Annotated in this window: 14 protein-coding genes; 12 read left to right on the top strand and 2 right to left on the bottom strand. The window is 44.5% G+C overall.

Annotated features, from left to right (window positions below):
* Positions 1-66: 66 nt before the first annotated feature.
* The 8 genes from leuC to AC1XTG_RS14090 all read left to right on the top strand — a co-directional run bounded on the left by leuC (position 67) and on the right by AC1XTG_RS14090 (position 7,361).
* The gene (leuC, locus tag AC1XTG_RS14125; protein WP_056290941.1) at positions 67-1,473 is read left to right on the top strand and encodes a 3-isopropylmalate dehydratase large subunit; all 1,407 of its coding nucleotides are present in this window, start codon (positions 67-69) and stop codon (positions 1,471-1,473) included.
* 48 nt (positions 1,474-1,521) lie between these two features.
* Complete coding sequence (locus AC1XTG_RS14120; RefSeq protein WP_484842421.1) at positions 1,522-1,893, top strand: GxxExxY protein; 372 nt, start codon at positions 1,522-1,524, stop codon at positions 1,891-1,893.
* A gap of 100 nt (positions 1,894-1,993) precedes the next feature.
* Positions 1,994-2,590 carry a 3-isopropylmalate dehydratase small subunit gene (gene leuD / locus AC1XTG_RS14115; protein WP_484842420.1) on the top strand — a complete coding sequence of 199 codons (597 nt, stop codon included), beginning with the start codon at positions 1,994-1,996 and terminating at the stop codon, positions 2,588-2,590.
* A gap of 80 nt (positions 2,591-2,670) precedes the next feature.
* On the top strand, positions 2,671-4,227 hold the full coding sequence (locus AC1XTG_RS14110; RefSeq protein WP_056290935.1) for an alpha-isopropylmalate synthase regulatory domain-containing protein: 1,557 nt from the start codon (positions 2,671-2,673) through the stop codon (positions 4,225-4,227).
* Positions 4,228-4,244: 17 nt separating this feature from the next.
* Entirely contained in the window at positions 4,245-4,523 is a 279-nt protein-coding gene (locus AC1XTG_RS14105) for a nucleotidyltransferase family protein (RefSeq protein ID WP_484842419.1), read from the top strand.
* Positions 4,520-4,852, top strand: coding sequence for a HepT-like ribonuclease domain-containing protein (locus tag AC1XTG_RS14100; protein ID WP_484842418.1), 333 nt, complete (start codon positions 4,520-4,522; stop codon positions 4,850-4,852). Before AC1XTG_RS14105 ends, AC1XTG_RS14100 begins: the two co-directional genes overlap by 4 nt.
* A 19-nt stretch (positions 4,853-4,871) precedes the next feature.
* Positions 4,872-5,942 (top strand): 3-isopropylmalate dehydrogenase, encoded by a 1,071-nt coding sequence (gene leuB / locus AC1XTG_RS14095; protein ID WP_484842417.1) that lies wholly within the window; start codon positions 4,872-4,874, stop codon positions 5,940-5,942.
* 261 nt (positions 5,943-6,203) lie between these two features.
* A complete protein-coding gene (locus AC1XTG_RS14090; RefSeq protein ID WP_082489376.1) occupies positions 6,204-7,361 on the top strand; it encodes a 2-isopropylmalate synthase in 1,158 nt (385 codons plus the stop codon).
* A gap of 140 nt (positions 7,362-7,501) precedes the next feature.
* On the opposite strand, the gene purU is transcribed toward AC1XTG_RS14090, so the two are convergent.
* Positions 7,502-8,335: a formyltetrahydrofolate deformylase gene (gene purU / locus AC1XTG_RS14085; RefSeq protein ID WP_082489375.1), complete on the bottom strand. Its 834-nt coding sequence runs from the start codon at positions 8,333-8,335 to the stop codon at positions 7,502-7,504.
* Between the two features lie 77 nt (positions 8,336-8,412).
* Here purU and AC1XTG_RS14080 point away from each other — a divergent pair, with 77 nt between their 5' ends.
* Positions 8,413-8,898, top strand: a complete 486-nt coding sequence (locus AC1XTG_RS14080) for a GAF domain-containing protein (protein ID WP_056290926.1) — start codon at positions 8,413-8,415, stop codon at positions 8,896-8,898.
* A 52-nt stretch (positions 8,899-8,950) separates the two neighbouring features.
* Here AC1XTG_RS14080 and AC1XTG_RS14075 read toward each other — a convergent pair whose 3' ends face one another.
* Entirely contained in the window at positions 8,951-9,247 is a 297-nt protein-coding gene (locus AC1XTG_RS14075) for a muconolactone Delta-isomerase family protein (protein WP_484842416.1), read from the bottom strand.
* Between the two features lie 280 nt (positions 9,248-9,527).
* On the opposite strand from AC1XTG_RS14075, the gene AC1XTG_RS14070 reads away from it, so the two are divergent.
* The 3 genes from AC1XTG_RS14070 to AC1XTG_RS14060 all read left to right on the top strand — a co-directional run bounded on the left by AC1XTG_RS14070 (position 9,528) and on the right by AC1XTG_RS14060 (position 12,906).
* A complete protein-coding gene (locus AC1XTG_RS14070) occupies positions 9,528-10,097 on the top strand; it encodes an RNA polymerase sigma factor (RefSeq protein ID WP_056290923.1) in 570 nt (189 codons plus the stop codon).
* Positions 10,069-11,556 carry an outer membrane beta-barrel protein gene (locus AC1XTG_RS14065; protein WP_484842415.1) on the top strand — a complete coding sequence of 496 codons (1,488 nt, stop codon included), beginning with the start codon at positions 10,069-10,071 and terminating at the stop codon, positions 11,554-11,556. Before AC1XTG_RS14070 ends, AC1XTG_RS14065 begins: the two co-directional genes overlap by 29 nt.
* A 120-nt stretch (positions 11,557-11,676) precedes the next feature.
* Positions 11,677-12,906 (top strand): serpin family protein, encoded by a 1,230-nt coding sequence (locus tag AC1XTG_RS14060; RefSeq protein ID WP_056290919.1) that lies wholly within the window; start codon positions 11,677-11,679, stop codon positions 12,904-12,906.
* The last annotated feature ends 78 nt before the right edge of the window (positions 12,907-12,984 follow it).

The raw sequence follows: 12,984 nt of genomic DNA, 5'->3' as shown, positions 1-12,984 counted from the left end.
AGTGGCTACGACCATAGTTTGTTCTTTAATGCCAGTGTTGAATAGGCGAAATTTCAATCTATCAAAATGAGTAACCAAGCAACTACCTTGTTTGACAAAGTGTGGGATGCACACGTTGTCCGCAAAATCGAAGATGGCCCGGATGTATTTTTCATCGACCGTCACTTTATCCACGAAGTAACCAGCCCGGTTGCATTTCTCGGACTCGAAACCCGAAATATCGGTGTTATGTATCCTGAGCGCACGTTTGCGACAGCAGACCATAATACCCCGACGATCAACCAGCATCTTCCAGTTGCCGATCCGCTTTCTGCAAACCAGTTGAAAGCACTCGAAACGAACTCTGCCAAATATGGCATTTCTCACTGGGGATTAGGCAATGCACGAAACGGTATTGTACACGTAGTTGGTCCGGAAAACGGGATTACACTGCCGGGAATGACGATTGTTTGTGGCGATTCGCATACCTCAACCCACGGTGCGTTTGGCGCCATTGCTTTTGGAATTGGTACTTCCGAAGTAGAAATGGTACTTTCTTCGCAATGCATTATGCAGCCTAAGCCAAAGAAAATGCGTGTAAACGTAAATGGAACTTTGGGCAAGGGAGTTACCCCGAAAGATGTTACCCTGTTTATTATTTCAAAATTGACAACTGCTGGCGCTACGGGCTATTTCGTGGAGTATGCAGGTGATGTCTTTGAAAACATGAGTATGGAAGGTCGCATGACCGTTTGCAACATGAGCATCGAAATGGGTGCGCGCGGCGGTATGATCGCTCCTGACCAGACAACTTTTGATTATATCGAAGGTCGTGAGCAGGCACCAAAAGGCGAGAAATGGGACAAAGCGCTGGCGTATTGGAAAACGCTCAAAACTGATGCGGACGCTGTTTTTGATAAAGAATATACTTTTAGTGCGTCGGAAATTGAGCCGATGATCACATATGGTACCAACCCTGGAATGGGACAAGGTATTTCCAAAACAATCCCGACTGCTGATCAGGTGGAAGGCGGCAAAGCAACTTTCGACAAGTCATTGAATTACATGGGCTTCCATGAAAATGAATCGATGATCGGCAAGAAAATTGATTACGTATTCATCGGCAGCTGTACGAATGGCCGCATTGAAGATTTTCGTGCATTTGCCTCTATCGTAAAAGGACGTAAAAAGGCTGATAATGTTACCGCCTGGATTGTGCCAGGTTCACATATCGTTGAATCTCAGATCAAAGAAGAAGGTATCCTGGATATTCTGACTGATGCAGGTTTTGAACTCCGTCAGCCTGGCTGCTCAGCTTGTCTGGCGATGAACGATGACAAGATACCTGCCGGTAAATACGCAGTAAGTACTTCCAACAGAAACTTCGAAGGCCGTCAGGGTCCCGGCGCAAGAACACTCCTGGCAAGCCCGCTAGTAGCTGCTGCCGCGGCGGTAATGGGGGTTGTTACGGATCCCCGGGAGTTGATGCAATAGAAGGAGTTACACGGAGACACACTGAGTTTAAAAGGAGGACCACGGAGAATGGAGTCTAGTGATGTGACCGGGAAAATCATTGGCTGTTGCATCGAGATCCATCGCGTGCTGGGGCCTGGATTACTGGAGTCTGCTTATGAAGATTGCCTAGCCTACGAGCTAAAAAAGGCTGGATTGTTTTTCGAAAGGCAGAAACCAGTACCTGTTCACTATAAAGAAGTGTATTTGGAGTATGGGTATCGAATGGACTTTGTAGTCGAGAATGCAGTGGTAGTTGAATTAAAAAGTGTCGAAACACTTAATCCAATTCACGAAGCCCAGATCTTGACTTATATGAAGTTCGCGGAAAAGAAAATTGGACTACTCATCAATTTCAATGTTCTGATCTTAAAAAGCGGAATAAAAAGATTCGTTAAATAAACCTCCGTGGCTCTCCATTCTCTCTTCTAAACTCTGTGTCATAAAATTAAATCAAAAACTTAATAGCTGAAGTACTCATAAGACAACAGCATATAATAAAATGGCTTACGACAAATTTACCATACTGAGAAGCTCCGCAGTTCCCCTGCCGATAGAGAACGTTGATACCGACCAGATTATCCCTGCGCGCTTTTTGAAAGCGACGAAAAGAGAGGGATTTGGCGATAACCTTTTCCGCGACTGGCGGTACAATGGCGACGATACGCCAAAAGATGACTTTATCCTCAACAACCCGATTTACTCAGGAAAAATCCTGGTTGGAGGACGTAACTTCGGAAGCGGATCCAGCCGCGAACATGCTGCCTGGGCGATTTACGATTACGGGTTCCGTTGCGTCGTTTCCAGCTTTTTCGCTGATATTTTCAAAGGTAACTCGCTGAACATCGGCATTTTGCCAGTTCAGGTAAGTGAAGGTTTTTTAAACAAAATCTTCCTTGCAATTGAAGCCGATCCAAAAGCTGAACTGGAAGTTAATCTTCCTGAACAAACGATCACGATCGTCGCAACCGGAGAACAGGAATCTTTTGACATAAACGGCTACAAAAAACATAACCTGACGAATGGCTTCGACGATATTGATTATCTGCAGGCTATGAAGGAAGAAATCAGAGGTTTTGAGCTCGAAAGAATGTATTAATGGCTCTTAACTTTTAGCTGTTAGCAATTAGCCTGAATGCTATGCGCTAACAGCCAAGAGCTAACAGCTAACAGCCAAATATGGATAGTCGCTACATAGAAATAATGGATACGACACTGCGCGATGGTGAGCAAACCAGCGGCGTGTCGTTTTCTGCGTCAGAAAAGCTGACCATTGCCCAGGTCCTACTTCAGGAAGTAAAGGTCGATCGCATTGAAATCGCCTCGGCACGCGTGTCTGAGGGAGAATTTCAGGCAGTCAAACAGATCACAAACTGGGCGAAGGCACACGGTTTTCTTGACAAAATAGAAGTACTCACTTTTGTCGATGGCGACGCTTCTATCAACTGGATGCTGCAAGCCGGCGCGAAGGTGATGAACCTTCTTACCAAAGGTTCGCTCAACCATTTAACCCACCAGCTCAAAAAATCACCTGCCGCTCACTTCGAAGATATCAGGGCCGTCATTGAGCTTGCCGAATCAAAAGGCATTGAATGCAATGTGTACCTGGAAGACTGGAGTAACGGAATGCGAAGTTCTCCCGAATACGTTTTCCAATCGCTGGATTTCCTTTCCACACAGCCTGTCAGGCGTATTTTGCTACCCGATACGCTGGGCATACTTACGCCTGCTGAATCGTACAATTTTGTAAAACAAATCGTCGACCGCTATCCAAAGCAGCACTTTGAATTCCATGCACATAATGATTATGACCTGAGTATCGCCAACGTAATGGAGGCACTGCGCGCAGGCGCTCACGGGTTGCATTTAACTGTGAATGGAATGGGAGAACGCACCGGCAATGCGCCTCTTGCAAGTACCATTGCTGTTTTGAATGATTTGATGCCGGAATACAAAACTTCGGTAAATGAAAGGTCGCTTTATACAATAAGTAAGATTGTCGAAACCTTCTCAGGGATCCGCATTCCTTCCAACAAGCCGATAGTCGGTGAAAGTGTTTTTACCCAAACTGCGGGGATTCACGCTGACGGAGATAAAAAGAACAACTTGTATTTCAGCAAGTTAATGCCCGAGAGATTCGGTCGCCAGCGGCTGTATGCTTTGGGAAAAACCTCTGGTAAGGCGAACATCGAAAACAATCTGCGTGACCTGGGCATTACACTTTCCGACGCTGATCTTAAAAAAGTAACTCAGCGGATTATCGAGCTTGGCGACAGGAAAGAGGCGGTAACACCGGAGGATTTGCCCTACATCATTTCTGATATCCTCGACAGCAATGCGATTGAAGAGAAAGTAGTGATTGTGAATTATGTTCTCACGCATTCGAAAAACCTGAAACCTTCGGCAACACTGCAAATCAAGTTTGGAGAAGAGGTTTTTGAAGAAAATGCGCAGGGAGACGGGCAGTACGATGCATTTATGAATGCGTTAAAAAAGATATATTGCCAAAAAGGGATCAGCTTACCAATGCTGACTGACTATACGGTACGCATTCCGCCAGGCGGAAAAACCGATGCGCTTTGCGAGACAATCATTACCTGGGAGATCAATGGAAAAGAAGTAAAAACCAGGGGGCTCGATTCTGACCAGACATTCTCCGCCATTATGGCTACTCAGAAAATGCTGAATTTGCTTGGAGTGCCGGTCAATGTCCCATTAGTTTCTCCTCTGGATTAAATGCGTAGATTTGAAGTATGGACAAGTCGAGTTTATATCATCATCTGAAAAGCTATCTCCTGCAAAAAAAGATAGTAAAAGCTGCTGTATTCGGTTCGTTTGCGCGAAATGAAGAGCGCGATGATAGTGATATCGACCTCCTTATCGAGGGTGAAAACCTGACCATGTTTGATATACTTCGCATTGAAGACGAATTAGGATCAATTTATAATAGAAAAATAGATCTGGTGGAATACAAAGCTATTAAACCTTCTATCAGGCAGCATGTTTTCCAAAATGTCGTCCAGCTGATATGATTCGTGATGACAAAGTATATATTGAAGATATAATTCAATCCATACAAATAATACAGGAGCATTTAGAAGGCAAAACTGAACAGGATTTTGAAGGAAGCTTACTATTACAAGATGCTGTTTACAGGCGATTTGAAATAATAGGTGAGGCGGCTTCAAAGGTTTCTGAACAGTTAAAAAAAGAACATCCTGCAGTCGAATGGAGACTGATGAAATTAATGCGTAATAAGCTGATCCACGAATATTTCGGGATTTCACCTGCTACTATTTTTGCGACTGTTCAGGAAGACCTTCCACAGCTTCTTTCAAAATTAAATCCAATAGTATACTGATTATCAATTAAATACTTTAATGAAAAAAAATATCCTTATTGTACCCGGTGATGGAATCGGGCAGGAAGTTACTGAGGTTGGAAAGAGTGTCCTGGTGAAGATAGCGGAGAAGTTTGGGCATGAATTCATTTACGACGAGGCATTAATGGGCCACGCTGCAATCGAAGCGACAGGTAACCCGCTTCCTGACGAAACACTTTCCAAAATGCGCGCTTCGGATGCAATCCTTTTCGGCGCAGTAGGTCACCCCAAATATGATAATGATCCGACAGCCAAAGTCCGCCCGGAACAAGGTCTGCTGAAAATGCGTAAAGAGCTGGGTTTGTACGCCAATTTGCGCCCTATTAAATTGTTTGACGAGCTGCTGGGCGCGTCTTCCATTAAGCCTGAAATTCTAAAAGGATCAGACATTCTCTTCTTCCGTGAGTTGACTGGAGATATATATTTTGGCGAAAAAGGGCGTAAAAACGACAATGATACTGCTTATGATATCGCTGAATACAGCCGCTATGAAGTAGAAAGAATTGCCCGTAAGGCATTTGAGGCTGCGCGCACAAGAAGAAAGAAGCTTTGCTCGGTAGATAAAGCGAACGTATTGGAAACCAGCCGCCTTTGGAGAGAGGTTGTGCAGGCACTTGCTCCTGAGTATCCTGATATCGAAGTAGAGCACCAGTTTGTGGATTCTGCTGCGATGATGCTTATCAAAGATCCGCGCCGTTTCGACGTGGTGGTAACTGCCAATTTGTTTGGTGATATACTAACAGACGAGGCAAGCCAGATTGCGGGTTCAATGGGTATGCTTGCATCGGCTTCGGTTGGTGACAGTACCGGTGTTTACGAACCGATTCATGGTTCCGCACATGACATTACCGGTAAAGGAATTGCCAATCCGCTTGCATCCGTATTGTCAGCAGCATTGCTCCTGGATATCTCTTTCGGGTTGAAAGAAGAATCGGATTCGATCATTGCGGCTGTGGACAAGTTGCTTAAAGACGGGTTCAGGACCAAAGATATTGCTGATTCAACTACCGCAGCAGACAAAATCCTGAATACGCAGGCGGCAGGGGTTGAACTTTTGAAAAGATTATAAACTAACCGAAGTTTTGCCAAAGAATATTTGTTGGAATCAAAACTTCTGCTTTCTTTGCAATATAAACCAGTTGTCAGCGAATTTTCGCCAAGTACTAATGAACGCACTCCAAAGAAATTCAAATCTTCTCATTCAGATAGTTCCGTAACACGGGAAAAGGTTATGTTGTGATTTCATTTCGAACCCTTTCCTGCTTAGGAAGGGGTTTTATATTGCTTAAAAATTATTAAATTCGTATCCATTAATTTTTAATTCCCACCAATGAGTAATCGAGTTCAGATCTTCGACACAACTTTGAGAGACGGCGAGCAGGTACCCGGCAGCCAATTGACCACCGAAGAAAAGATTGTTGTAGCGAGTCAACTCGAGAAGCTGGGAGTAGATATTATTGAGGCCGGATTTCCTGTATCAAGCCCTGGCGACTTTCGCTCTGTGGTAGAAATTTCAAAAGCAGTTCGCGAACCGATTATCTGCGCATTGTCGCGGGCAGTACAAGGTGACATTGATGCAGCGGCAAATGCATTGCAATATGCAAAACGCGGACGCATTCACACCGGCATCGGCTCTTCGGACATTCACATTCAGCACAAATTCAATACGACGCGCGAGAAGATCCTGGAAAGAGCAGTAGCAGCTACGAAATACGCCAAATCCAAGGTTGAAGACGTAGAATTTTACTGCGAAGATGCAGGCCGCGCGGATTTGGTTTTCCTCTCGCAGCTCGTTGAAGCAGTAATTGGAGCAGGCGCGACCGTTGTCAACATTCCTGATACAACAGGATATTGTCTTCCTGAGCAATACGGCGGCAAAATCAAGTACATCTTTGAACACGTTTCCAATATTCATAAAGCTACTATCTCGATCCATTGTCACAATGACCTTGGTCTTGCCACTGCCAATTCCCTTGCCGGAATTTCCGCAGGCGCCCGGCAGGTAGAAGTCACGATCAATGGAATAGGCGAGCGCGCCGGTAATACTTCGCTCGAAGAGGTTGTTATGGCAATGCGTGTCCACCAGGATGAGCTCGGCTTGGAAACTGGCATTAACACGCAGTTTATTTACCCGACAAGTCAGCTGGTTTCAAAAATGATGCGTATGCCCGTGCAGGCTAACAAGGCGATTGTCGGTCGCAATGCATTCGCGCATTCATCGGGAATTCACCAGGATGGTTTTCTTAAAAATAACCTGACTTACGAAATCATGAGCCCGCAGGACGTGGGAGTAGATAAGTCGGACATCGTCTTAACGGCAAGAAGCGGACGTCATGCATTAAAGCATCGTTTTGAGCTCCTGGGTTTCAGTTTTGAAAAATCAAGCCTGGATGAACTATATACGCGTTTTCTTGAAGTCGCTGATTTGAAAAAAGAGGTAAATGACGCTGACCTGGTTGATTTAGCAAAAACTGCTATTCCGGCTTGATTAGAATATGCTTAGAAATGCTTAACTCCTTGAATCTGAATTTGATGTTTTAAAGAAATTTTTGTAATGTTACATATTCAATAACATCCATCAGATTGCAAAAAGCCCTCGGTGATTCTGACTAAGGGCTTTTTTCTTGTTTAAAGGATAATGGTGCGGTTGTTGTGAATGAAAACGCGGTCGTTAAAAACGAGTTTCAGCGCCTTCGATAAAACCGCTTTTTCAGTATCCCTCCCCAAAGTAGCCATATCAGCAGCCGTTTGTCGGTGATCCACTGATTTTACATCCTGCGCAATAATAGGCCCCTCGTCAAGATCGCTATTCACAAAATGGGCGGTCGCCCCGATGATTTTTACACCACGTTCATAAGCCTGCCTGTACGGATTTGCTCCCACGAATGCAGGAAGAAAAGAATGGTGGATATTGATAATTTTATTAGGGAAGTGATCCACAAATGCGGGTGTAATAATGCGCATATACTTGGCAAGAACGAGAAACTCCGGCCGGTATACATCGAGAGTTCTCAGTATTGCTTCTTCATGCTCCTCCCTTGTTTTATCCTCGTGAGAGATAAAGTGAAATGGAATGCCAAATTTGCCAACAAGCGGCTGTAACTTATTGTAGTTACTCACTACTGCGAGGATATTTGCATCCAGCTCATCGAATGCATACCGGATCAGCAGCTCGCCCAGACAGTGATGCTCCTTAGTCACTAAAATAACGATATCTTTCTTCTTCTTGGGATTGATCCTTAGGTTCAGACCGGCAGGCAACTCGCTCTGCAATATTTTTAAAAGTTCGTTTACGTCCGTTTCACCTTCAAATTCTGTCCTCATGAAGAAGTACCTCGACGGGCTCACATATTCGTCATTTCGTATGATATTCTGATTATGTGTAAAAAGAATGCGTGTTACCTGGTAAATCAACCCTTTATGATCAGGGCCGTCCATTAAAAGAATATGTTTTTGAATCATTTAGCTTTGTTTACTGTCTAATCCGGTAACCAATATCTGAAAATTTCTGTTAGCTAATTTCCATAATTCAATATTCAATGGCAGAAGAACTGATTATACCAGCTGATTCCGACCGCGCCGGTGCTTACGAAGCGCTCATTCCGCAAATTGCCGGACTTATAGATGACGAAAGTGACCTGGTTGCCAACCTCGCGAACATTGCAGGCGCATTAAAACAAACTTTCGGGTTTTTCTGGGTTGGATTTTACATTGCGAAAGAAGGACAGCTCGTACTCGGTCCTTATCAGGGGCCAATTGCCTGCACCCGTATTCCTTTTCACAAAGGCGTTTGCGGAGCCAGTTATTCTAGAAAAGAAACGATCATTGTCCCCGATGTAGAGCAGTTTCCAGGACATATTGCTTGCAGCTCTGCGTCAAAATCCGAGATTGTATTGCCTGTATTTCATCGAAACGGCACCGTGGCAATGGTTTTGGATGTTGATAGCGACGAGCTGGATAATTTCAGCGAGGCAGATGCAGACGGACTTGGCAAGATCCTGCGCATGCTTGAAAAGAAGTTATAAAAAAAAGGCTTTCCCCTTTCGGAAAGCCCTCAACAATAGCATTGTTACCAGGTTAATTCAAAGAGAACATCGGCAGTCGCAAAGCAACAACATTATTAAACATCAGCTTCGTGATTTTCGGATTCATATAGTCAATCAGCGGAAACTCGGATACAAGTGACATTACCTCAAACTCACTGTCCGCCCTTACGACGCACCAGAGCCGGGAGTAATCATCTGATAATGCATAGGACATCATTCGTCCCATTTCCATAAGCTCATTGATCTTTTTCTTCTGTGCTGGTATTTTTGCCGTGAAATCCTCCGTAAGCACCGCCGGAAGTTGTATTTCAACCATATATTGGCTCATAGGTGATAAAGTTAGGTTTACAACAAATACCTTTCTTCTTGTGTGTGATCTGTTTATAAAATGATATGCACCGGTTATTAGTTCCTCAAAACAACATACGAATATTCTGGAAAATCCGGCCAGTACTTTCCAACCATTTAAACGCGATCTGTGTCGTATTATGTACGGATTGCGGTTTTCAGTATTTCAAACCCAGCCAAATCGAAGCAGTATTCGACTACCTTTGGGTAAGGGTGCTGATTTTAAATCATAAACCGAACGAAGCACCCCCAACCTTCGGATGACCTTTAACGAACAGGAACTGGTGAGAGGCTGTAAACAGCGCAACCGCACCGCCCAGAAGCAGCTATACGATGTTTTTGGGGGAAAGTTGTTCGCTATTTGCCTTCGGTACACCAAAAACCGGGCTGATGCGGAGGATGTTTTACAGGATGCTTTTATAAAAATATATGAGAATATAGATTCTTTCAGGGCAGACAGTCCATTGGAATACTGGTTACGCTCGGTCGTAGTAAATACCGCGCTCAACCACCTGAGGCAGCAGAAGTACCTGAAAGATCTGGATGACATTGATTACCATCTCAATGGGATTGCGGACAGAGAGTTTACACTGGGTAATTTCCAGATGCAGCAATTACTGGAGCTGATCAGGGAGTTGCCGCCAGGTTGCCAGACGATCTTTAACCTCTATGCCATTGAAGGTTATCAACACAATGAAATAGCTCAAAAACTGGGTATTTCAGAAGGAACTTCCAAATCGCAATATGCGAGGGCAAGAACACTCCTTCAACAAAAACTGAACAAGGAAACAAGATTTGACGATGGATCCGTCCGGAATAAACAATTTTGAAGAACAGTGGCGAAAGGCGCTGAGCGATGCTTCTGAAACTCCCCCGAAATCAATCTGGGAGAATATAGAAGCGCGTCTCGACGAAGAGAATGAGAAGGGGAAAGTTCTTCCGCTTTGGTGGCAGTCAAAAAAGTTGTGGCTTGCTGCCGCATCGGTTGCTGCTTTGCTGGTCGTAGGTGCAGGAATGTGGTATTCCAATTTCAGGAATGCGCATCATGGAAATGATCTCGCTATCACGAAATCAGCTGTAAAGCCTGAGTTACATTCAGCTGACTCTGATACCTCAGGTACAGACATTAAAGATAATGAGGCAATTGCAGCTGCTGGAAATGAAAAGAATTCTTCGGATAAGCAGTCTGATATTTCTGATAAAAACTCAGCCATTGCGGGCACTGGAAATGCCGCACGTAATTCGCCGGCTTGGGAAAATAGTCGCACCAATGCATTAGCGAAATCGGAAAGGTCTGGTGTACAGCCTTCCGGAAGGGATACCTACTCAAAACACACTCTGCCCTCGGAGCAGGAGAACATTGCCGCAGTATCGCCAGCTACCCGTGAACCTGAGGCTCCGCTTTTGGCACAAAATAATACAGACCAAAATGCGGCTACGCCGGAAATGCTTGCAGGGCGTTCCTATAATGACCTGGATGTGCATTTCCAGAAAAGGTATGTATTCTTTAAACCTGATGTGATTGCAGAAGAAGAGATAAAGCCCAAAAAACACAAGGAATATTGGGCTGGTATCGGGATAATGCCCGGTTCTTTTAATCCCGACGTGCAGGTTAAGCAAACTCCGCAAGCCTTTTCTTATCAGGCGCTTTCAAGTGCGAGAGCGGTTTCCGGTTCCAGTGAAGCAGGTGCTTCTTATGCCTTGCAAACACAAGGCGGAATGCGGTTTTCGAAACACTGGTCGGTGGAACTTGGTCTTAGCTACCTGCAGGCAAACTCTTCTTATGAAGGCGGCGGGTACCTGCTGAATGCTTATAACCAATCGGCTAACGTACTGGAAAATGCATTGGCCGACGCTTCTCCGAGACCGTCTTTCTCAGCCGAGAAAAACTTTAACAATGGAACTGCCTATATCGATGTAGCCAAAAAGGTTAGCAACAATTACCAATACCTGCAAATGCCGGTACAAGCTGGTTTTACGCTCAATCCTGACAGAAAACTGAGCTACTCTCTTCTGGGCGGTATGATGGCGAATTTCTTCCTGAGCAATGAACTTGAAGCCGCTTCGGGCGAGATTATCACCACCACAGCCAGCGACGAAATATACAGAAGTGTGAACTGGGCTGCCACCACTGGTTTGAGGTTCAATTACCGCCTTTCCAACCAGTGGAAAGCGAGTTTGACGGGCTCTTACCAGAGATCTGTTTCATCAGGTTTCAGATCTAACCAAACGCTGGACGCACATCCTTACCTGTACGGAGTGTCCTGGGGAGTCAGGTATTCATTTTAAAATTGTTCGAAACCTCTTCCAACCTTCGTTAGGGTTTTTGAATCTGAAAAGTGTTGATGCATTGAAAGGGAGTCTTTCTTCTTGAATCTGTTCCTTAGCTTACCTTAACATTTATTAGCCATGAAAATCTTAACCAAGTCACTCTTTGCATCCTTACTGGCGGCTTCTGCTTTGGTAGGTTGTACCAGCGATGAGGATGTCAACCCTTCCAACGAGGTTAATCCCGTGATCATTCCTGCCGAAGTAGCAGACGGATCAAGCAGGTTTGCCTTCAACTTTTTACACAACCTTCAAAAAACACAGCCTGAGGACAACTTCTTTGTATCACCATTGAGCTTGCATATGGCGCTTGGAATGCTGCTGAATGGCGCTGAAAGTGAAACTGCACAGGAAATTCAGAAATCACTTGAAATGCAGGGTGTGTCAATGGCCGACCTGAACAAGGCATATCAGACCCTGATCAATGATCTTCCGGTTGCCGATTCAAAGGTTACATTAGGTCTCGCCAATTCAATCTGGTATAAAACCGGATTTAATGTCTCACCAGATTTCCAGAGTGTACTTCGCGATTCATTTCACGCGGAGATAACCGGTTTACCCTTTAACGCTGCTGCTGTCGGCAGGATTAACCAATGGGCAAGTGATAAAACCAATGGAAAAATCAAGAAAGTAATCGAGCAGATACAGGCTGATCACGTGATGTTCCTGCTGAATGCACTGTACTTCAAAGGTGACTGGAAAGCAAAGTTTGAACCTAAAGAAACAGCAGACGCTCCCTTCACATTGGAAGATGGTACTGTAAAAACGGTTAAAATGATGAATGTAAAGGGTGCATTCACTACCGCCGGCGATGCAACTTACAGTGCAGTAAAGCTTCCATACGGAAATGGGCAGTTTAGCATGACCATTCTGCTTCCAAAAGGTAGTGCTACGATTGACGGGATATTATCAGGACTTGATGCGGACGAATGGAAAACAATTACTTCCATGACAAATACCAGCAATATTAAAGTTGGCTTGCCCAGATTTAAGCTCGAATATTCGGCTTTACTGAAGGGTACTTTAATGCAAATGGGAATCAAAAGAGCATTTTCAAATGGAGCCGAATTTGGAAAAATAAACCGGGATACGGGGCTAAAGGTAGACTTTGTGAAACAGGATACCTACCTGGGGATTGATGAAAAAGGAACGGAAGCAGCGGCTGTAACATCAATTGGAATGTCGACTACCTCCTGGGGCCCCGAAGAGCCGAAATTCATTTGCGATCGGCCATTCGGGATTATCATCAGTGAAAACACATCGAATACGATCTTATTTATGGGAAGGATTAAGAACCCGGACAGCAAATAACATTAAGTGAACCTTTCATTATCAGACATTTAGAGTATCAAAGATAAAAAATGCCGGCCATGTCGGCATTTTCGGGGT

It is taken from the genome of Dyadobacter sp. HNCC25DJ183 (genome assembly GCF_056895175.1).
The sequence above is the reverse complement of the archived record's forward strand: the minus strand, read 5'-3'. Positions and strand labels throughout refer to the sequence as shown.